A 20,056-nucleotide genomic window follows, 5' to 3' on the forward strand; every position below is an offset into this window, starting at 1 on the left:
CTACGCCTCCAGTCTCTTTGCTTTGGCGATGGCGGTATCAATATTACCTACCATTAAGAAGGCAGCCTCAGTAATATTATCGTGCTTACCTTCCAGAACTTGAGCAAAGGAGTCAACCGTTTCCGCAATCGGTACGTACATTCCGGGCTGTCCGGTGAACTGCTCGGCTACGTGGAACGGCTGAGATAAGAAGCGCTGAATCTTTCTTGCCCGGGCAACGATTAGCTTATCCTCATCGGAAAGCTCATCCATACCCAGTATAGCAATAATATCCTGCAGTTCCTTGTACCTCTGTAAAATCTGCTGTACCCCACGGGCAGTATAATAATGCTTATCGCCCAGGATTTGTGGATCAAGGATTCTTGAAGTAGAATCCAACGGGTCCACAGCCGGGTATATACCCAGCTCAGCAATAGAACGGGCTAATACCGTAGTAGCATCCAAATGGGCAAAAGTAGTAGCCGGTGCCGGGTCAGTCAAGTCGTCAGCCGGGACATATACTGCCTGGGCAGAAGTAATTGATCCTTTTCTAGTAGTGGTGATCCGCTCCTGCAAGAGTCCCATGTCAGTGGCCAAGGTGGGCTGGTAACCAACCGCAGAAGGCATACGACCCAGCAGAGCCGACACTTCGTTACCGGCCTGGGCAAATCTAAAGATATTATCAATAAAGATAAGAACATCTAGTCCAGAGAAATCACGGAAGTACTCAGCCACGGTTAGTCCGGTAAGACCAACCCGCAACCGGGCTCCAGGTGGTTCATTCATCTGACCGAAAATCAGTGCACACTTTTCAATAACACCTGATTCAGTCATTTCACCCCAGAGGTCGTTACCTTCACGAGTTCTTTCTCCAACACCGGTAAACACCGAATAGCCACCATGCTCATAAGCAATATTACGTATAAGTTCCTGGATTATAACTGTCTTACCGACTCCCGCTCCGCCAAACAGGCCGATTTTCCCCCCCTTAGCATAAGGGCAAATTAAGTCGGTAACCTTTATTCCGGTTTCCAACTGCTGGGTAGCCGGCAGTTGGTCTACCAGGGCAGGCGGATCGCGGTGGATGGGCCAATAATCGGAAGCTTCTACAGGCCCGGCTTCGTCAACTGGCTGGCCCAACACATTGATGATACGCCCCAGGCAGCCTTCACCAACCGGGACTTTAATAGCATCACCCGTATTGGTCGCTTTCATACCTCTCATGATACCGTCGGTAGGCTGCAGGGCAACACAACGAACCGTATCGTTTCCCAGTAACTGCATAGCTTCAAGAGTAACAAAAAGGTCCTGCTCTTCTGCTTTTATAGTAATAGCATTCATTAGATCCGGCAACTCACCGGGTTTGAAGCGGATGTCGACGACCGCTCCGATAACCTGAGTTACCTCTCCATATGTCACATTCGCCATCGTCTACTTTCCTCCTTTATTAAGAGCTTCAGCACCGCCAACTATATCCAGAATCTCATCCGTGATGGCTGCCTGCCTGACTTTGTTCATTTCCAGGGTCAGGCTGTTGATAATCTCAGATGCATTCTCAGTGGCATTGCCCATGGCGGTCATTCGAGCACCGTGCTCACTGGCCTTACTCTCTAACAGAGCATTATATACCTGGCTACCAATATATTTAGGTAGCAAGGTTAACAGAATATCATCAGCGCTCGGTTCGTAAATATAGTCGACATTGCGTTCTTCGGTCGCTTCTTCCTTTTTCGGAGGATCCAACGGAAGGATCTTTGTTATCGTCGGAATTTGCCTTAACACGTTGATAAACTTCCCGTAAACCAGGTAAACTTCGTCTACTTCCTTGTTTTCATAAGCATTCATTATATATTGACCGACTTCGCGGGCATCTGCATAACTAATATTATCACCCAGGTTAATGAATTCCGCATCTATCTTCTCGCGTTTGCGGAAGAAGTCACGTCCCTTACGTCCTACAGCTATAATGCCGTGATCGACATTACGCTCATCTGCTTCAATGGCTTCCGAAGTGGCACGGATGATATTGGTATTGAAAGCACCACATAGACCTCGATCAGCGGTAACTACAATATATCCCACTTTGCGCACTTCTTCTCGCTTCTCAAGCAGCGGATGTTTTACATCAAACGATACGGCTGCTAAACGAGCCAAGGTATCTTGCAGGGTCTGGGTATAGGGTCGTGAAGCTTCAGCACTCTCCTGAGCACGTCTCAGTTTAGCAGCTGCTACCATCTTCATTGCTTTGGTAATCTGTTGAGTACTAGCTACACTTCGTATCCTGCGTTTAAATTCTCTTACACCTGCTCCTGCCATGTTTAATCACCACCTAAACCGAAAAAGTGGATTTAAACTCAGCAATTGCCTTCTGGAGTTTTTCCTCGGTAGCATCCTCAATTTTTCCAGTTCCTTTAATAGCACTTAAAACGTCCCCATAATTGCTCCGCATAAACTTTAGGAAATCGATCTCAAATTCAAGTACCTTATCTTTGGGTAGATCGTCCAGATAGCCGTTAACTCCAGCATAAATGGATACAACCTGTTCTTCCGTAGACATAGGCTGATACTGGTTCTGCTTTAGGATTTCGGTAACACGTTCACCGCGAGTTAACCGTGCCAGAGTAGCCTTATCCAGATCAGATCCGAATTGGGCAAAGGCTGCTAGTTCACGATACTGGGCCAGGTCGAGTCTCAACTGCCCAGCAACGGATTTCATGGCCTTCGTCTGAGCAGCACCCCCTACTCGGCTTACGGAAAGCCCGGCATTAATAGCAGGACGCTGACCAGCATAGAATAGGTCAGTTTCCAGGTATATCTGTCCATCCGTGATCGATATAACATTGGTGGGGATATATGCAGAAACGTCACCTGCCTGGGTCTCAATTATAGGCAGAGCTGTTATAGATCCTCCACCATAGGCATCACTAAGTTTACATGCTCTTTCCAGCAAACGGGAATGTAAATAGAAAACATCGCCTGGATAGGCTTCACGTCCGGGTGGACGCCGCAGCAGCAGGGACATCTCACGATAAGCTACCGCATGCTTAGAAAGGTCATCATAAATTATCAGCACATCTTCTTTATCGGTTTCCATAAATTCTTCCGCCATAGCAACACCAGAATAGGGTGCTAGGTAAAGTAATGGAGCTGGTTCGGAAGCAGTTGCTGCTACAATAATGGTATAATCCATGGCCCCCATTTCTTCTAGTTTGGCCACGATGGCAGCAATTGAAGACTGCTTTTGCCCAACTGCAACATAAATACAGATCATGTCTTTCTTTTCCCGCTGGTTTATGATAGCATCAATGGCGATCGCCGTTTTACCTGTCTGACGGTCACCGATGATCAGTTCCCGCTGTCCACGTCCTATGGGGACCATGGAGTCAATAGCTTTTAATCCAGTCTGCATAGGCGTGTCAACTGGAGAACGTGTAACAACACCTGGTGCAACACGTTCGACTGGACGATAGCTATCAGTGGCAATGGGCCCTTTACCATCGATCGGTTGACCCAGAGCATTAACAACCCGCCCCAGCATCGCTTTTCCCACCGGGACTTCCATGATTCTTCCGGTAGCTTTTACAACATCGCCCTCTTTAATGTGTTCATAGCTACCTAACAGAACCGCACCTACGTTATCTTCTTCCAGGTTGAGAACCATTCCGTAGGTTCCTCCAGTAAATTCCAGCAATTCGCCTGCCATGGCGCCCTGTAATCCATACACACGAGCAATACCGTCGCCAACGTAGATGACAGAGCCCACATTGCTGACCTCGACCTCGGATTGGTAGCGCTCAATCTGTTCCTTTAGTATTGCGCTAATCTCTTCCGGTCTAATACTCATTTATGTGCTCACCCCTATCGATTAACTTATCTTTGCTTGCATGAGGTTTTCCCTTAGCATTTCCAGCTTTTTAGCAACGGTACCATCTATGATCTGGTCACCCAACCTTATCTTCACCCCGCCAATAAGCGATGGGTCTACCTTAACCTTTAAATGTACCGTCTTGCCCGAAGATGCAGAAAGTTTTTCAGCAAGGGCTTTTACTTCCGCCTCTGGTACGTCATGGGCTGATATTAAATCTGCTTTAGCAATGTTTCTAGACTCATCAGCCATGTTTTTGTACTCATCAGCAATCATAGAAATATACGTTTCACGTCTCTTATCGATTATCATAAGAAGGAAATTCATAGTAAGCTGTGAAATGTGCTTAGCGAAGATTTTGGTGGCAATATCCTTCTTCTCTTTAGGTGGAATCAGAAGATGAGCAAAATATGCTTCCAGATTTTCTGTTTCCTTGATGATCTGGACAATCTTCTCCAGCTCCTGCTGAAACTCATCAACTTTTTTCTGCTCCTGGGCAATACTAAAAAATGCTTCCGCATAACGCCTAGCGACGCTTGTGTTTAACATAATAGATCGCCCGCCTCGTTAACAAAGTCTTTCACCATTTTCTTATGGTCATCTTCGTTAATCGCTCTGCCCAGAACCTTTTCAGCCGCCATAATAGCAAGAGTAGCAGCAGTATCTTTAAGTTCCATCTTAGCTTGTTCAGTAGCCGCCTTTATTTCAGCATTGGCTTTTTCTTTTATGTTCTTAGATTCCTCTTGAGCTTTGGCCACAATTTCAGTTTTTGCATCCTCGGCAGCTTTTGTAGCGCGACTAACAATTTCCTGGGCTTCCTTACGTGATTCTAATAGATTGGTCTGCGCTTCCTTCCGCATCTGCTCCACTTCTACCTTTACTTCCTCAGCATGCTTTAAGGAGCTTTCAATAGTAGTAGTACGTTGCTCCAACATAGCGTTTATGGGATTAAAGGCAAATTTGTAGAGAAGTGCCAGCAGGACAAAAAAGTTAACCGCCGTCCAACCGATAGCATACAGGTTGCCAAAACGGGGCGTTGCCCCGGCCGGTTGATCAATCGGCATATTGCCCCCGCCTGACGCCATACAGAAGGTTGCAAATCCTAAAACTAGAATCGTGGTCAAAAAAGAAACCGATAAATAAAACCGTTTGCTTTTAAACACGGATGTGCTACCTCCAATCTCTCAAGCAGATAGTATTGGGGGCGGCATGAGCTATATACTTTGTTCCGAATAGACCTATGCCCTACCGCCCACAAATCTGTTTTCCTGTATAACTGGTTTATTAGATTTTACCTACCAACATAAAGGCTATCAATAGACCATAAATCGTCAGGGTTTCAATAAAAGCCAGAGTTATGAAGAGAAGGGTTCTAACATCCCCTCCAACTTCGGGTTGTCTGGCAATAGCTTCAAAAGCCTTACCTCCAGCAACACCCATTCCTATACCACCGCCAATACCGGCGATTGATACAGCTAGACCAGCACCTAATGCTACGCCCATCTTTTTCCCTCCTTTCTTCATGCTCTAGAATGTTAAAAAATCTTTTAGAGCCAAAAAATATATTTTAATTTTAATGACCCTCGCCAGTAGCAGCTGCTATGTAGCTAGCTGATAAAATAGTAAACACTATCGCCTGAATCGCTCCCAGCAATAAACTCAAACCCATAATTGCTGAAGGAATCAGGAACGGTGCCATAAACAACAGGAAGGCAATAACCATTTCCTCACCAAAGATGTTACCGAAAAGACGGACGGTAAGAGACAACGGATGGGCTACCTCTTCGACCAGATTTAATGGTAACATTGCAGGACTGGGACTCACGAAATGCCTAAAATAACGACCACCATGTTCCGATAAGCCGGCAACATGTACAGAAAAGAATGTTATTAATGCTAAAGTCATCGTGATATTCCAGTTACTGGTAGGCGGTTGGAAGCCAGCAATTCTAGCAGACCCGGGGATGAGACCGCTGTAATTGCTAAGTAGGATAAATAAAAAGAAAGCAGTAAGCAAAGGTGCCCACTTTTTAGCGACGTGTTCTTTATCCATTAGCTGTGTAAAGAAATCGTAGGTCCACAATATAATTGCTTCAAAAGCATTCTGAAGCCCCCGCGGAACTAATTGCATGTTCCGGGTGGCAAAATATGCTACGATCCCTATTAACCCTATAATTACCCATTCGGTGACGATTAGATGGTCAACGGGAATTGGCCCGAGATGAAAATAGACACTATCCCACATTCCAAAGATCATAACTCTTTCTCCCCCCCTTCCTATTTGATTGTCGGTACCGATCCCAAGACTCTATCCCAGAGTCGGTGCAAACCTTTAACCAGCTTAAAAAACTGGTTAAGTAACGAAAAGATTACTGGTCCTTTCCGGCAGAGTCCCTCTCCTTACCCACCGGTTTGGAACGTCCTATAGCTTTGTCCCACATTGATTTAATCCCAGTAGCTACACCCAGCAGAAATCCGACTACGGTTAGCCATGGTTCCGTGCCAAACCTGCCATCCAACCACCGACCTCCAAAATACCCTAACGCTACTGCTGCGGCTACGGTCGTGGCTAAATTTATGGCATCGCTAAGGGCTCTTACCCAATTTTGGTTCTTTCGGGCCATCCACTCACACCTTTGTAGCTTTTAATTGCTACCCTCCCCTAATTCTCTATTCGTCATAAATAGGCAAAATCCTTTTAAAAAAACTATGGGGTATAAATTTTTTTTATCGACATCACTGGCCCTTTAATGGGATAACCAAATCAAACAATTAATCACTTGTCTTTTTCATATAAGTATATGTATTTCGACGTTTTTGAAAACAAATCCTTTTTAGTTTTTTGTTAATTTTTAATTAATTTTGTCGAAGCAACCACTACTCAGCTGAGATATAACCTTTCCGTTCCAATTTAGTCCAATGATCATGTAACATATCTTCAATATTGATACCATGTTGTTCTTGCATTACAAACATCATGGTCACTGCTGTCTGAGCCACATCTAATAATTCCCGGGCGATTTCCAGGATTACAGTATCTTCATCCATATTTACACGTTCCCCACTTAACCCCCGGTATTTTCCTATTGCCTGGGCAAGTTCACCAGCTTCCTCCATTAGTTTTAAGGCGGTTGATTCCATAGTCGGACTCAGCTGATTTAACCTGGGCAGTGAAAGGGTTTTGGCTTGCATGCTACTCTCTCCATATCTAGTCTGATATTAGATTCTCATTCGACACGATAATTTGAATTCCCTGCCTATACCTAGCTAAGTTTTTTTACCAAATCGATCTTGATGCCCGCCTCTTGCAACAGCTTAAGAGCGATATCATCTCTGAAGTTCCCCCGATGAATGACCCTGATGATACCCGCATTTATAATCATCCGGGCACAAATTATGCAGGGCTGGTTAGTGCAATATATCTCGGTTCCTTCCGTTGATACACCATAATAGGCCGCGTTTATAATCGCATTCTGTTCCGCATGTACCCCCCGGCATAGTTCATAACGGTGCCCCGAGGGAATAGCCTGTTCTTCGCGCAGGCACCCGGTTTCATAACAGTGTTTTAACCCCCGGGGAGAACCATTGTACCCGGTGGCGATTATTCTACGATCTTTCACTAAAATGGCCCCCACATGCCTCCTTATGCAGGTAGAGCGGGTAGCCACCAGATCTGCTATCTCTAAAAAATAATCATCCCATTCGGGTCTTACCTCTTTCATATTGATTCCTCTTTTTACCTATATGCCATAAAGCGGATGTTTAGCACATAATCCCGCTACTATTTCACGAGCTTGACTTAGTTTGGTCTCATCAGTAGGGTTACTAAGAGCTAGGGCGATAGCCTGTCCAACCTGTACCATGTCCTGGACTCCCATACCCCGGGTAGTAAGTGCCGGAGTACCTAATCTGATTCCACTAGTTATGGTGGGTTTTTCCGGATCAAAAGGAATGGCATTCTTGTTTACTGTAATGTTTACCGATTCTAAGATTTCTTCTGCTTGCTGGCCGGTTAAACCCTTGGGACGCACATCAACCAGCATCATATGGTTGTCCGTTCCCCCTGATACCAGACGTAAACCATTGTCCACCAAGGTACTAGCCAAAGCAGCCGCATTATTGATTATAGCCTTTTGATACTGACCGAATTCTTCGGTTAGGGCTTCTTTGAAACAAACTGCCTTAGCAGCAATTACATGCATTAATGGTCCACCCTGAATACCAGGAAAGACTGCCTTATCAATCTTAGTAGCCCATTCCCGGCTGCAAAGAATCATTCCTCCCCGGGGACCCCGTAATGTCTTATGGGTAGTCGTAGTTACAAAATGGGCATAAGGAATCGGGCTAGGATGTAAACCAGCGGCTACCAGACCCGCCACATGAGCCATATCTACAAACAGGTAGGCCCCTACTTCATCAGCTATTTCCCTAAACCTTTGGTAGTCTATTACCCGGGGATAAGCACTGGCCCCGGCCACAATTAATTTAGGGCGCACCTTAAGAGCAATTTCCCTTACCTGATCATAATCAATACGTTCAGTTTCAGGATCAACACCATAATCGGCAAAGTTGAAATATTTTCCTGATAAGTTGACCCGGCTACCGTGAGTCAGGTGCCCTCCATGATTTAGGTTCATCCCCAAAATAGTATCTCCAGGATTTACAGAGGCGAAGTAAACTGCAGTATTAGCCTGGGCTCCGGAATGAGGCTGAACATTTACATGCTCAGCTTTGAATATTTTCCTGGCCCGTTCCCGGGCTAACTCCTCTACCACATCCACATGTTCACAACCACCGTAATAACGTTTGTTGGGATACCCTTCTGCATATTTATTAGTCATCACCCCACCCTGGGCAGCCATAACCGCCCGGGATACAAAATTTTCGGAGGCAATCAATTCCAGCTTATCATTTTGGCGTTTTTCTTCTGCAGTTATGGCATCTGCTACTTCAGGATCAATAGGCCTAACATATTGTTCAATATAATCCACCTGTTTAATTCCTCCCTAGATACTTTTTTTCTAAACTAGTTATTTTATCTACCCGTCTGAGATGACGACCCGCCTGGAAATCAGTGCTCAAAAATGTTTTCACTATTTCAACTGCTACCCCTGCGCCAACTACCCGGGCTCCTAAAGCTACTACATTCGCATCGTTATGTTCACGAGCTAATCTGGCCGTATATATGTTTTCACATAGTGCTGCTCTTATTCCATGCATCTTATTGGCGGCTATAGAAATACCTATACCGGTACCACATATTATAATACCTGGTATCTTATGAGTAAGGACTTCTGCCGCTACTTTTTCAGCAATATCAGGATAATCAACTGAATCACTACTATAGGTCCCACAATCGATTACATCATAACCATCTTCAGCTAAACTATTTATTATGGTTCTTTTTAGTTCAAAACCGGCATGATCACAACCAATAACGACTTTCATGATTTCACCTCTATGGTTTATTCCCCTCTGGATGCCTCAATAGAACAGCCAGTTGGTTAAGTAATTTCCTGATTTGATTAGCACTTTCGCGGTAAACTTGTCCCCCTTGTCCAAAGGGATCGTTTAAATCACCTTCTTCTCCCAAATACTCACTAATGGTAAAAGTTTTTCCCTCTGCCTGAGGATACATATCAACCAGCCAATCACATTGGGTACCGGTCATAGTCAAAACCAGATCAGCTTGCTGGACCATTTCGCCGGTAACCTGACGGGATCGGTGCCCGGAAAGATCAATTCCAAAGTCTCCCATAACTGCAATTGCTTCCGGCGTAGCCGGCATTCCATTGGTAGCAAACAATCCGGCTGATTCGATTATTATATTGGAATTATTATGACCTAGAATACTGGCTAGTATAGCCTGTGCCATCGGACTTCGGCAAGTATTGCCGGTACAGATAAAAAGCAGCCTTTTTACCAAGTGGCATTCCTCCCTAAACCACTAGTTTTACTGCCAATGCCAGGAGGACAATTCCGCCCGCCATCTGAGCATAGCTTCCTATCATGCGGCTAAAAATACGTCCTCCCAGAAAACCTAACCATGTCATGGTACCAGCAGTAGTACCCATAAGTATAACTGTAATCAATATGGGCACTCTTAAGGTACCTAAACCGAAACCGACTGTCAAGGCATCTATACTTACTGAAACAGCTAATACTAATATACTCCACCAATCAGCAGCCGGAACGGAAATAATCGCTTTTTTTTCACTTAATCGATAAGTAGTCGTTCTTGTTTCCCGGTACCCTTTAATCAGAAGATCTACTGCAATATAAGCCAGTACCACCGCACCTACTCGCCCGGCCCATACTCCCAGGATTTTCCCTACCGCCATGCCTAGCTTAAGACCTAGAAGGGGCATAAGAACATGCAATAGCCCCACAATTCCTGTAAACTTTATTCCATAACTGCTGGTAACCCCTCTAAGGCCCATTCCCATAGACAACGAAAATGCATCCAACCCCAGGACAATGGCTACCAGAACAATTGTCAAATACTGTTCAAGCATTTAATCAATATATTCCTCTCTATTTATTTAAAACGGCCCGCCTTTTTAATTCGGTCTAGCAAAGTATCTATTATTCCCCCTGCCTGGCAGGATAAAGGAGCAAATATCAATATACTGATGCCACGCTTTTCAGCATCCCTAAGGATGGAGTAAAATAGAGTCCCACCTGTTTCTAAATCTAAATAATATTCCTGATCAGTATGGTTTATTGTATGTTGAGGACATAGTGAATTATGTACTACCCCGATCTTTTTACCCAGCGCCCGGTACTTACTAACATAGGCTTGCATTTGATCCATATTGTCGGCCATGACTACCTGGGTAGTAGTCTGGTAATGGGGAATTTCCTGTCCAGAGGAGGATTTCTCCTCTATCTCCTGGCCTAATATTGACTCCAGATCTGATAATGGAATACTACCCCGGCGGATGATTGCCGGTGAAAACCCAGTCAAATCCAGTACCGTAGACTCGATTCCCAGGCCAGTCGGCCCGGCATCAAGTACAGCAGCAATACGACCATCCAGATCATTACGCACATGCTCACCAGTTACCGGGCTAGGCCGTCCTGATAGATTAGCACTAGGGGCAGCTATTGGACCAGCCTGGTCAATCAAAGCCAATGCTACAGGATGGGAAGGCATCCTTAGCCCTACTCCCGGGCTGCCGGCCCGAACAATATCTGGTACTGCGGATAGAGCCGGCAGGACAAGGGAAAGCGGCCCCGGCCAAAAGCGCTGCATAAGTTCCCGGGCAACATCCGGTATAGTTTCTACCAGCCTTTCTACCTGTTTAAGATTGCTGACATGTATTAAAAGCGGGTTAATAGGCGGACGGTTTTTAGCCAGGTATATCTTTTCTACTGCTGGGGAAGAAAAGGCGTTAGCACCTAGTCCATAAACTGTCTCAGTAGGAAACGCCACCAATTCCCCTGCCCGAATAATTTCGGTAGCTTGGGCGATAATATCGGGCTGCGGCTTATCCGGATCAACTTTAAAGTAACGTGTTTGCAAACTATCCAACCTTTCTTCCCTTAATTACCCGGTCATGCCCGGCCAGATCCTTTACTGTTTCTACCTCATCAAACCCTTCCATTAAAGCGGCTGCCGCAGGTCCCTGGTTAAACCCTATCTCAAATAATAGATGTCCCCCACCCTTTAAAATCTGCCGGACCTGGGGAATAAGCTGCCGATATAAGTCTAATCCATCTCCAGGTACTAAAAGTGCCTGCCGGGGTTCAAATTCTTTGACTCCTGGAGCTAAATTATTATACTCATCACTTCCAATATAGGGAAGGTTGGCTATGATCATATCCGCCATTACATGGTTTGGCCAGGGATCCATAAGATAACCCTCCGCAAACTCGATCTTCACTCCATGCCGGTCTGCATTACGCCGCGCTACTGCCAGAGCCTGATTAGAAATATCAGTCGCATAAACCCTGGCATCCGGTTTATACCAGGCCACGCTGACTCCAATAGCTCCTGAACCAGTACCCACATCGCCGATTACTGTATTTTCTTGGTCCTGTAGTATTTCCAGGGCTGTTTCAACCAGCAGTTCAGTTTCCGGCCGGGGAATAAGTACCGCTGGAGTAACTTCAAACTCGAGTGACATGAACTCACGGCAGCCCACAATATAAGCTAATGGCTCACCCTTAATCCTTCTTTTTATAGCTTCACGATATTTTTTACGCTCATCTCGATTAACTGGGGCATCATAATTAGCATATAAATAAACCCGGTTCTTATGCAGAACACGGGCTAGTAATACCTCGGCCTCCAGGCGAGCACTATCAATACCTTTTTCAGCAAAAAACCGGGTAGTCCACCCTAAAATATCTTTAATTCTCCATTCCTGCACTTAATCCACCTGTTTCAAGCGTTCTGCCTGATCGTAAGCAATTAATGCATCAATCAGTTCACCCAGTTGACCTTCCAGAATATAATCCAACTTATGAAGGGTTAAATTAATCCGGTGGTCACTGACCCGTCCCTGAGGAAAGTTATAGGTACGAATTCTTTCGCTACGGTCACCGCTACCCACTTGATTTTTGCGAGTACCAGCCATCTCGGCATTTTTTTCCTCTTCTATAATTTCCTTTAAACGAGCTCTCAGCACCCTTAAAGCCTTAGCCTTATTTTTGTGCTGCGACTTTTCATCCTGACAGGTAACCACCAAACCGGTAGGAACATGGGTAACACGTACCGCTGATTGAGTGGTATTTACCGACTGTCCACCCGGACCACTGGAACAATAAACATCTATACGCAAATCATTAGGGTCGATTGCTACTTCTACCTCTTCCGCCTCTGGCAAAACTGCCACCGTAGCTGCCGAGGTGTGTATTCTCCCTCCAGACTCAGTAGTAGGTACACGCTGCACCCGATGAACACCTGATTCATATTTAAGTTTGCTGTAGGCTCCCTGCCCATCTACCACAAATATAATCTCCTTTATACCACCAATATCGGTATAATGAGAATCCATAATATCTATTTTCCACCCCTGTTCCTCAGCATAACGTGTATACATACGGAACAAGTCGCCTGCAAACAGGGCGGCCTCATCTCCCCCGGTGCCGGCACGTATTTCCATAATAACGCTTTTTTCATCATTGGGGTCTTTAGGCAGTAAAAGTATTTGCAAATTCTGTTCCAGTTCAGATTTCTTACCTTGTAACTGCTCAAGCTCCTCTTCCAGCATCTGTAAAAACTCGGTGTCCTCTTCTTCTTGCAACATCTCCTGGGAATCTTTTATCTGTTCCAGCACTGATTTGTACTCCCGATAACCAGTAACAACATCAGTTAAATCCGCGTGGGTTTTAGCATACTTTTGAAACCTGCTCTGATCTGCTATAACTTCAGGTTGGCTTAATAACACATTTAATTCATTATATTTTTCTTCTAGACTTTCTAGCTTTTCCAGCACGACTATTTTTCCTCCTCGAGTCTAACCTACCGGGCCCCTGCCCATCCCAACTGGGAATCCTCTTCTTCATCACCTGTAACGGAAACCGGGGCAGACACTTCCAGCACTGCCCGGAGGGCTGCCAGGGCTACCTCTAACTGCTCATCATCTGGTTCCCGGGTAGTAAGTTTTTGCAATCCCAATCCAGGAGCTATAACTAATCGAGCCCAGCGATTATGATAATACTTACCGGAAAACTTTATAAATTCGTAACCTAGCCCCGCTACCACCGGAAATACTGCTAAACGGGACCATACCCGGTAAAATAAAGTTCCATCACCTAATAAAGCAAAAACCAGGATAGAAACCACCATGACTATAAGAAGAAAACTTGTTCCACAGCGAGGATGAAGAGTAGTATATTTACGGGCATTCTCCACCGTCAGTTCTTCCCCGGCTTCCTGGGTAAAAATAGCCTTATGCTCGGCTCCATGGTACATAAATACCCGATCTATTTCATCCAGGCGAGAAATAACATAAACATAAAGAAGAAAAAAGGAGATCCTTAAGATACCCTCTACCAGATTCTGCATCAATACGTTGCCCCACCATTGCCGGGTATAATGAACAGCCGCCGTAGGAAGAACGACAAACAAAAGCATCGCCAAGGCAAAAGCCAGCAATCCCGTAAACACTATTTCTCCAGTACTTAGCTCTTCATCTTCTTCGTCCATAGACATATTGGCAGATTTATTAAGCATACGCATGCCGACTACTAGAGATTCTATTAACATATAAGTTCCCCTGGCAAAAGGCCACTTTAGAAATCTATAACGCTGGGGCAGATCACTAACCGGCTCCTTCTCCAAAGCGATAGTCCCATCACTTTTTCGAACCGCAACCGCTGTCTCTTTAGGGCCACGCATCATAACCCCTTCGATAACTGCCATTCCTCCATATTGAGGTCGGTTACTCATATTTTCACCTACTTTTAGCCCGGGTAAAATTAAAATAGCCAGGCGAACTTCGGCCAAACCGGACCTGTAGGGCTGCCTGGCTTATACCCAATTACAAACACTCATTTCAATGGTTCCCTATATAGCTTTGCTGATTATAGTTTAAGAATATCCCAGTGCATATTCCTATATACTAAGAAAAATAGCAGAGACCATGCCCTGCTATTACTAAACTAATCCAACCCGTACTTCTTCTTAAATCTATCAACTCTACCGGTAGTATCAACAATCCGCGATTTATTACCGGTATAAAAGGGATGGCACTTGGAACAAAGTTCCACCTTTATGTTCTCTTTAGTTGAACCTACCTCAATCTCGTTGCCGCAGGCACATCTGGCTACGGTACGGTGGTAGGAAGGATGAATTTTGGCCTTCACAGTATCTCACCTCTCTTTAATTGTACACCTGTACTGGCTGGCTATATACTTTTCTTATTATACAAACTGCAAAAAATATTATATCAGGGATTCATTTAAATGACAAGCAATAGTAAGGAGGTATCTACACATGATCGTGGTTACTACGGAAACTGTTACCGGCTATCGTATTACTAAAGTGTTGGGTTTGGCCCGGGGAAGTTGTATTAGGGCCAAACACCTGGGCAAAGACATCGGTGCGGCTTTAAAGTCACTAGTAGGAGGTGAACTACAAGGTTATAGCCAGCTTTTAGAAGAGTCTCGGGAGGATGCTTTAAGCCGCCTGATCGAGCAAGCAGAGAAGATGGAGGCTGATGCTGTAGTTGCCACCCGTTTCGTAAGCTCCCAGATTATGACTGGGGCATCAGAATTTATGGCCTATGGTACTGCTGTCAAATTGGAAAAAGAAACTTAATAACTAGGCGGGCATACCTTATGAGGTTTCTTTAAACATTAAGCTATGCCCGCCCGCTTATCCTAATAAAATCAGATCCGCTTTAAATCCCCATTCTTACAGCATCCATTCCCGAGCGCATCCTATTCCTGCCCAGGATATCGATATTTAAAAAACTGCTGGCCAAAGAAGCTATCATAATTAGTAAACAGGGGATCACCGCTGTCATCATCTTCTATTTTGTTGCAGAAAATAAACATTTTGGCGTCCAGATTATCCATCATGTGTAAGAGAAAGGCCTCCGGGAACAAAGGTATTACCGGAGATCCGAACTCCAGGCTACCGTGATGGCTTAAAATCATATGTTTGATCATTAGCTCCAATTCCTCTGGAAAATATCCTTCCTCAGAGCGGATTATTTTAATCTCGCTCCCTACTTTCTCTACTCCCAGGACTATATGCCCCATCATCTTACCAGTCATCGTATATTCCGGTACTACTTTAACACTATATTCTTCTATTTTTCCTAAATCATGCAGAATAGCCCCGGTCAGTAAAAGATCTTTATTTACTATAGGATAATTAAGGGCTGCCTGCCGGCATAAACGCACCACGGACATGGTATGTTCCAATAAACCTCCCACATAATTATGGTGAATCTTTTTAGCAGCAGTCGCCTTATAAAACCGGGCCCGCATATCCGGATTAAAAATACGATTAAGTAGTTTTTTCATATAAGGATCCTTAATTTCCTCTAGAGTTACTTCAAACTGCTCTATCAGGTTATCAATTCCTATATCAGGTTTTTTCAGATAATCGGTAACATCTTCCTGGAGGATTTTTATCCGCTTAGCAGTAATTTGCAAACGGTTATTATAAGTCCCCATATCTCCTAGTAAGCCAATTACTAATCCTGTTTCAATGACTCCATTAACAACACAATTATCCCAGACAATAGTGTCGATATCCCCGGACTGATCTCCGACTTTAAGATGAATGACCTCCCGTCCATCTTTAGTTTTTCTTTGCACTTTATCTACTACCAGGTATTTACCCCACAACTGGGTACCCGGCGAAAGAGATTTTAACTCTTTAACTGTAAAAGGCCCTTTTCTTTCCAAATTCCTCTCTCACTCCTTATTCATCAGTTCTTATCGGGTGAGTATATGATCCTAACTTTACCCCGGGTATTTCTTGTTTTAGTACATGGATAAAATCAACTATACCTAAGGTTTTGGAATGGTTACCAAATATCCTGCTAATAGTATCAGGGTCAATGTTAAGGTTTCTCATTTGAATCATATGCACCGGGTTTTTATCTATAAATTTTAATAAGGCTTCCACCTCATCTTCCCGGTCGGTAAAACCCGGGAAGATCAACAGATTTATGGCTATTTGTACCCCTTTTTCCCTGGCATACCGAATTGATTCTTCTACATTGGCAAAGGAATATCCCCGGGGACGATGATATTTCAGATAGTTTTCTTCCTGAAAAGAAAATACGGTAACTCTCATAGAATCTAATCCACTGTCACACAGCTGAACTATTCCCCGGGTAAATCCCGCATTAGTATTTATATTTATAGTACCACGGGAGGTCCTAGAGCGGATTATCTTTATCGCCTGGGATAGGTTATCACTATTAAGAGAAGGTTCACCTTCACAACCTTGTCCAAAGCTGATTATGGCTTCCCGGGCATGCTCCAGGTGTTCCAGACCTAACTCTGCTATCTCCTCTATGTCCGGTTTAAAAGAGAGACGCTGTTGCGGTGAATCTACCCCGGTATGATTTTCTGAAATACAGCCAATACAGCCAGCATTACAAACAGGCATGGTAGGAATCCCTCCCTCCCAGCGCTGGTAGAAAATATTCTGGGCCGTAAAGCAACTGTACTTCAATGAACATTGGGCTAATTGCCGTAAAATACGGTTGTCCGGATATTTGTTTAACATCCGAGTAATTCGGGAGGGCAACCCACTAGTATTATAATATACAGGATGCCATTTACGGTGCTCATCACTTTGCAGGGCCGCAACATAAACCTGATCACCTTTTAGTCCTACAGCAGCATATCCCAGCAAAGGAAGCTCACTACCATCCTTACCAACACAGGCCGGCAAAAGCGTACGAGTATAACCTTGTGGTAACAAGGCTGCTACCGCAGAAGCTTTTTGTCCCGGGTTAAAAGGGTCCTCGCTAAAATAGGCTGGCTGACCATTATTTCCTATACCTACCGGTAGATGGTTAGGTACTTTAACGAGTGAAGCCCCTTTAGGCAGGGGAACCATTTCCTTATCTTCCGGTTCCACCCAGTCAGAGCCCGTTCTCCCCAACATAAATATCCCGGGATGCTCAAACATCTGATCCTGTTCATTAGCATAAAGCGTAAGAAACATAACTTCATCCTTTTTTTAATTACTACTTATTAGACTAGCTCATGTCGCTCAATAAAAAAAGTCCTCTTTATAAAGAGGACTTATAATTCAGCTAAAATCTAACCCCAGAATTACGATAAAGGAGTAAACTTAGCTCCTTAAAAAATTGAGTGGATTATAATTTTTATCACCTATTTTAACTTCCAGGTGCAGGTGAGGTCCGGTAGTTCTACCGGTAGTACCTACAGTAGCAATAACTTGTCCCCTTTTTACCGATTGTCCCTGGTTAACCAGAATCTTTTGAGCATGGGCATATATAGTTTGTTTACCATCCGGATGCTCAATGATTACCATTTTACCATAGACTGGTTTGTCACCTGCAAAAATAACTTTACCGGATGCACAGGCCTTAATAGGGTCACCAAGTTTAGCGGCTATATCTAAGCCATGATGAAAACCCGACTTACGCCAGCCATAATAGGAGGTAATTGCTCCTATCACCGGCCAAGTGAACATACCTCCTCCCAAAGATATTCCCCGGGAGCTGGTAGTAATAGCCATCGCCAAAGTGCTATCTGGAATGATTAATTTATCCCCAATTGTAAGATTAGGCGGGCTTTTTCCCTGGTTCATTCTTTGCAATTGCTCCACACTCACATCATAACGGTTCGCAATCTCCCACATGGTTTCTCCACCGCGAATAATATGAATGCGCGAACGACTATAGGGAATTTTCAAAGTTTGCCCAACACTTAAAACTGAATTTTTCCCCAGATCATTTACAGCTAAAACTGTTTCCATATCAATGTTGTAAGTTCTGGATATATCCCATAGGGTATCTCCTTGCCTTACCTGGTAGTATTTGATCTTACTATCGGTGACAATGCTTTGCACCCGGCAGGTGGGTACAAATTTACCTTTGCTTAAAGCTGCCTGGGCCGGATGGATGGATGCTCCCAGAAAAAAAATGCACAACATTAGGGAGCCTATCCATTTATAACGCACTCTTATTCCACCTCACTTTTATGGCAGGCACCAAAAAAAACAAGGGCCTGTTGACCCTTATTTTTCACATAATTTATTCAGTTTATTCATAATGTTGGTTAAACTGTACGCAACCCGTTAGATTTGCCGTATACCAGCGGTGCCGCTCGAACCAGATCCTTGTTAGACTTGGTCTTTTTCATGGTATCGATCATCATCTGCATAGTCTCTACCGGCGCATAATCGCTGAAGGTATTACGTAGATTCCAACTAAGATCCAGCTCTTCCCGGGTTAACAGCAATTCTTCCTTACGGGTCCCGGAACGTTTAAGATCAATAGCCGGGAAAATTCTCCTCTCCGCTAACTTGCGGTCCAGAACCAGTTCCATGTTACCGCGGCCTTTAAATTCCTCAAAGATGACCTCATCCGCTCTTGATCCGGTTTCCACCAAAGCAGTAGCTATGATGGTCAGGCTTCCACCTTCTTCTATGTTGCGGGCTGCCCCAAAAAAACGTTTCGGTTTGTCGAGAGATGCCGGATCGATACCCCCTGATAGGGTACGGCCACTCGGTGGTACTACCAGGTTATGAGCCCGTGCCAGACGCGTAACACTATCCATCAGGATTACGACATCTTTCTTATGTTCTACCAGCCGTTTGGCCCGCTCTAAAACCATATCAGTAACCTTGACATGATTTTCCGGTGGTTCATCAAAAGTTGAGGCAACTACTTCCGCTTTGGCCGAACGCTGCATATCAGTAACTTCTTCAGGTCTTTCATCCACCAGCAGAATGATAACCTCCATTTCTGGATGGTTGGCAGTAATCCCCTGAGCAATTTTCTGAAGCAAAATAGTTTTACCAGCTTTAGGAGGAGCAACGATTAGCCCACGCTGTCCTTTACCAATAGGGGATACCAGATCAATAATACGAGTGGAAAGTTCCTGAGAATCAGTCTCTAAATTTAATCTTTCGGTAGGATAAAGGGGTGTTAATGCATCAAAATGGATTCTTTTAACCGAATCATCCGGTGGAAAACCATTGACATTTTCCACCTTAAGCAGAGCAAAAAAGCGTTCATTATCCTTAGGAGAACGAACCTGCCCGGTCACCCGATCTCCGGTACGCAATTCGAATTTTCGTATCTGCGATGGGGATACATAAATATCCTCCTGACTGGGCAGGTAGGCAAAAGGCCTTAAAAATCCATAACCATCCGGCATTATTTCCAGAACCCCCTGGGCTTGTAACAATTCATCAGCCTGGGTAAGTCCCTTAGTTATCTCAAAAACTAATTCCTTTTTACGGAGTTTAGAATAACCGGTAAGATTAAGATCTCGAGCTATCTGGTATAATTCAATCATGGTTTTATTCTCTAATTCAGAAATATTCAAATAGACTTTTTCCTCCTTCCAAAATCATCCGCAATGCAGTATGATTCCAGGTACCATAATAATATTTATCTTATATATTTATGTTTTGTTTTGGCACTCCCGGAAACCTTCGATGCAAGATTAAGTGTGGATTGCAATCGCAGGAAAACTGCCTGTGGTAGGCTCCCCAGAAGGGATTGAACGTTGTAGTTAATGGGTAAGCAAGTCTGG

24 protein-coding genes are annotated in these 20,056 nt (G+C 44.3%); 1 reads left to right on the forward strand and 23 read right to left on the reverse strand.

Translation table 11 applies throughout. The features are described from left to right. The 19 genes from atpD to rpmE form a co-directional block, all read right to left on the reverse strand. Positions 1 to 1,407 carry a F0F1 ATP synthase subunit beta gene (gene atpD / locus ACZ5Q0_RS04925; RefSeq protein ID WP_446819078.1) on the reverse strand — a complete coding sequence of 469 codons (1,407 nt, stop codon included), beginning with the start codon at positions 1,405 to 1,407 and terminating at the stop codon, positions 1 to 3. A gap of 3 nt (positions 1,408 to 1,410) precedes the next feature. After that, positions 1,411 to 2,295, reverse strand: a complete 885-nt coding sequence (gene atpG, locus ACZ5Q0_RS04930; RefSeq protein ID WP_446819077.1) for an ATP synthase F1 subunit gamma — start codon at positions 2,293 to 2,295, stop codon at positions 1,411 to 1,413. Between the two features lie 13 nt (positions 2,296 to 2,308). Beyond that, positions 2,309 to 3,823 carry a F0F1 ATP synthase subunit alpha gene (atpA, locus tag ACZ5Q0_RS04935; RefSeq protein WP_446819076.1) on the reverse strand — a complete coding sequence of 505 codons (1,515 nt, stop codon included), beginning with the start codon at positions 3,821 to 3,823 and terminating at the stop codon, positions 2,309 to 2,311. Between the two features lie 21 nt (positions 3,824 to 3,844). Further along, positions 3,845 to 4,393 (reverse strand): F0F1 ATP synthase subunit delta, encoded by a 549-nt coding sequence (locus ACZ5Q0_RS04940; protein ID WP_446819075.1) that lies wholly within the window; start codon positions 4,391 to 4,393, stop codon positions 3,845 to 3,847. Beyond that, positions 4,387 to 4,908, reverse strand: coding sequence for a F0F1 ATP synthase subunit B (gene atpF, locus ACZ5Q0_RS04945; protein ID WP_446819074.1), 522 nt, complete (start codon positions 4,906 to 4,908; stop codon positions 4,387 to 4,389). Before atpF ends, ACZ5Q0_RS04940 begins: the two co-directional genes overlap by 7 nt. Positions 4,909 to 5,128: 220 nt before the next feature. After that, positions 5,129 to 5,347 (reverse strand): ATP synthase F0 subunit C, encoded by a 219-nt coding sequence (gene atpE, locus ACZ5Q0_RS04950; RefSeq protein ID WP_446819073.1) that lies wholly within the window; start codon positions 5,345 to 5,347, stop codon positions 5,129 to 5,131. A 70-nt stretch (positions 5,348 to 5,417) separates the two neighbouring features. Continuing rightward, a complete protein-coding gene (gene atpB / locus ACZ5Q0_RS04955) occupies positions 5,418 to 6,101 on the reverse strand; it encodes a F0F1 ATP synthase subunit A (protein WP_446819072.1) in 684 nt (227 codons plus the stop codon). Between the two features lie 112 nt (positions 6,102 to 6,213). Then, entirely contained in the window at positions 6,214 to 6,468 is a 255-nt protein-coding gene (locus tag ACZ5Q0_RS04960; RefSeq protein WP_446819071.1) for an AtpZ/AtpI family protein, read from the reverse strand. Between the two features lie 253 nt (positions 6,469 to 6,721). Then, a complete protein-coding gene (locus ACZ5Q0_RS04965; RefSeq protein ID WP_446819070.1) occupies positions 6,722 to 7,036 on the reverse strand; it encodes a MazG-like family protein in 315 nt (104 codons plus the stop codon). A 71-nt stretch (positions 7,037 to 7,107) separates the two neighbouring features. Beyond that, positions 7,108 to 7,566 (reverse strand): deoxycytidylate deaminase, encoded by a 459-nt coding sequence (locus ACZ5Q0_RS04970; protein WP_446819069.1) that lies wholly within the window; start codon positions 7,564 to 7,566, stop codon positions 7,108 to 7,110. Between the two features lie 18 nt (positions 7,567 to 7,584). Next, a complete protein-coding gene (locus tag ACZ5Q0_RS04975) occupies positions 7,585 to 8,835 on the reverse strand; it encodes a serine hydroxymethyltransferase (RefSeq protein WP_446819068.1) in 1,251 nt (416 codons plus the stop codon). A 4-nt stretch (positions 8,836 to 8,839) separates the two neighbouring features. Then, the gene (rpiB, locus tag ACZ5Q0_RS04980; protein WP_446819067.1) at positions 8,840 to 9,292 is read right to left on the reverse strand and encodes a ribose 5-phosphate isomerase B; all 453 of its coding nucleotides are present in this window, start codon (positions 9,290 to 9,292) and stop codon (positions 8,840 to 8,842) included. 10 nt (positions 9,293 to 9,302) lie between these two features. Continuing rightward, a complete protein-coding gene (locus ACZ5Q0_RS04985) occupies positions 9,303 to 9,770 on the reverse strand; it encodes a low molecular weight protein arginine phosphatase (protein ID WP_446819066.1) in 468 nt (155 codons plus the stop codon). 13 nt (positions 9,771 to 9,783) lie between these two features. After that, the gene (locus tag ACZ5Q0_RS04990; RefSeq protein WP_447182781.1) at positions 9,784 to 10,359 is read right to left on the reverse strand and encodes a manganese efflux pump MntP; all 576 of its coding nucleotides are present in this window, start codon (positions 10,357 to 10,359) and stop codon (positions 9,784 to 9,786) included. 23 nt (positions 10,360 to 10,382) lie between these two features. Then, positions 10,383 to 11,369, reverse strand: coding sequence for an L-threonylcarbamoyladenylate synthase (locus tag ACZ5Q0_RS04995; RefSeq protein ID WP_447182782.1), 987 nt, complete (start codon positions 11,367 to 11,369; stop codon positions 10,383 to 10,385). 1 nt (position 11,370) lies between these two features. Beyond that, positions 11,371 to 12,219 (reverse strand): peptide chain release factor N(5)-glutamine methyltransferase, encoded by an 849-nt coding sequence (prmC, locus tag ACZ5Q0_RS05000; RefSeq protein WP_446819063.1) that lies wholly within the window; start codon positions 12,217 to 12,219, stop codon positions 11,371 to 11,373. Then, positions 12,220 to 13,287, reverse strand: coding sequence for a peptide chain release factor 1 (gene prfA / locus ACZ5Q0_RS05005; protein WP_446819062.1), 1,068 nt, complete (start codon positions 13,285 to 13,287; stop codon positions 12,220 to 12,222). It lies immediately after the preceding gene. A gap of 26 nt (positions 13,288 to 13,313) precedes the next feature. Continuing rightward, on the reverse strand, positions 13,314 to 14,243 hold the full coding sequence (locus ACZ5Q0_RS05010; protein ID WP_447182783.1) for a DUF1385 domain-containing protein: 930 nt from the start codon (positions 14,241 to 14,243) through the stop codon (positions 13,314 to 13,316). Between the two features lie 212 nt (positions 14,244 to 14,455). Then, entirely contained in the window at positions 14,456 to 14,659 is a 204-nt protein-coding gene (gene rpmE / locus ACZ5Q0_RS05015) for a 50S ribosomal protein L31 (protein ID WP_446819060.1), read from the reverse strand. Between the two features lie 130 nt (positions 14,660 to 14,789). On the opposite strand from rpmE, the gene ACZ5Q0_RS05020 reads away from it, so the two are divergent. After that, the gene (locus ACZ5Q0_RS05020) at positions 14,790 to 15,113 is read left to right on the forward strand and encodes a YbjQ family protein (RefSeq protein ID WP_447182784.1); all 324 of its coding nucleotides are present in this window, start codon (positions 14,790 to 14,792) and stop codon (positions 15,111 to 15,113) included. A gap of 122 nt (positions 15,114 to 15,235) precedes the next feature. Here the strand turns inward: ACZ5Q0_RS05020 and ACZ5Q0_RS05025 are convergent, their stop codons facing one another. The 4 genes from ACZ5Q0_RS05025 to rho all read right to left on the reverse strand — a co-directional run bounded on the left by ACZ5Q0_RS05025 (position 15,236) and on the right by rho (position 19,846). After that, positions 15,236 to 16,213 (reverse strand): 3'-5' exoribonuclease YhaM family protein, encoded by a 978-nt coding sequence (locus tag ACZ5Q0_RS05025; protein WP_447182785.1) that lies wholly within the window; start codon positions 16,211 to 16,213, stop codon positions 15,236 to 15,238. A gap of 16 nt (positions 16,214 to 16,229) precedes the next feature. Then, positions 16,230 to 17,489, reverse strand: a complete 1,260-nt coding sequence (locus tag ACZ5Q0_RS05030) for a radical SAM family protein (RefSeq protein WP_447182786.1) — start codon at positions 17,487 to 17,489, stop codon at positions 16,230 to 16,232. Between the two features lie 129 nt (positions 17,490 to 17,618). After that, positions 17,619 to 18,473 (reverse strand): peptidoglycan DD-metalloendopeptidase family protein, encoded by an 855-nt coding sequence (locus ACZ5Q0_RS05035; RefSeq protein WP_446819056.1) that lies wholly within the window; start codon positions 18,471 to 18,473, stop codon positions 17,619 to 17,621. A 98-nt stretch (positions 18,474 to 18,571) separates the two neighbouring features. After that, positions 18,572 to 19,846 (reverse strand): transcription termination factor Rho, encoded by a 1,275-nt coding sequence (rho, locus tag ACZ5Q0_RS05040; protein ID WP_447182787.1) that lies wholly within the window; start codon positions 19,844 to 19,846, stop codon positions 18,572 to 18,574. Between the last annotated feature and the right edge of the window lie 210 nt (positions 19,847 to 20,056).

It is taken from the genome of Syntrophomonas erecta subsp. sporosyntropha, assembly GCF_055395365.1.

Excerpts from the sequence above, each read along its gene's own strand:
- atpD (WP_446819078.1), bottom strand. The coding sequence starts at position 1,407 with ATGGCGAATGTGACATATGGAGAGGTAACTCAGGTTATCGGAGCGGTC.
- atpG (WP_446819077.1), bottom strand. The coding sequence starts at position 2,295 with ATGGCAGGAGCAGGTGTAAGAGAATTTAAACGCAGGATACGAAGTGTA.
- atpA (WP_446819076.1), bottom strand. The coding sequence starts at position 3,823 with ATGAGTATTAGACCGGAAGAGATTAGCGCAATACTAAAGGAACAGATT.
- ACZ5Q0_RS04940 (WP_446819075.1), bottom strand. The coding sequence starts at position 4,393 with ATGTTAAACACAAGCGTCGCTAGGCGTTATGCGGAAGCATTTTTTAGT.
- atpF (WP_446819074.1), bottom strand. The coding sequence starts at position 4,908 with ATGCCGATTGATCAACCGGCCGGGGCAACGCCCCGTTTTGGCAACCTG.
- atpE (WP_446819073.1), bottom strand. The coding sequence starts at position 5,347 with ATGGGCGTAGCATTAGGTGCTGGTCTAGCTGTATCAATCGCCGGTATT.
- atpB (WP_446819072.1), bottom strand. The coding sequence starts at position 6,101 with ATGATCTTTGGAATGTGGGATAGTGTCTATTTTCATCTCGGGCCAATT.
- ACZ5Q0_RS04960 (WP_446819071.1), bottom strand. The coding sequence starts at position 6,468 with ATGGCCCGAAAGAACCAAAATTGGGTAAGAGCCCTTAGCGATGCCATA.
- ACZ5Q0_RS04965 (WP_446819070.1), bottom strand. The coding sequence starts at position 7,036 with ATGCAAGCCAAAACCCTTTCACTGCCCAGGTTAAATCAGCTGAGTCCG.
- ACZ5Q0_RS04970 (WP_446819069.1), bottom strand. The coding sequence starts at position 7,566 with ATGAAAGAGGTAAGACCCGAATGGGATGATTATTTTTTAGAGATAGCA.
- rpiB (WP_446819067.1), bottom strand. The coding sequence starts at position 9,292 with ATGAAAGTCGTTATTGGTTGTGATCATGCCGGTTTTGAACTAAAAAGA.
- ACZ5Q0_RS04990 (WP_447182781.1), bottom strand. The coding sequence starts at position 10,359 with ATGCTTGAACAGTATTTGACAATTGTTCTGGTAGCCATTGTCCTGGGG.
- ACZ5Q0_RS05010 (WP_447182783.1), bottom strand. The coding sequence starts at position 14,243 with ATGAGTAACCGACCTCAATATGGAGGAATGGCAGTTATCGAAGGGGTT.
- ACZ5Q0_RS05020 (WP_447182784.1), top strand. The coding sequence starts at position 14,790 with ATGATCGTGGTTACTACGGAAACTGTTACCGGCTATCGTATTACTAAA.
- ACZ5Q0_RS05030 (WP_447182786.1), bottom strand. The coding sequence starts at position 17,489 with ATGTTTCTTACGCTTTATGCTAATGAACAGGATCAGATGTTTGAGCAT.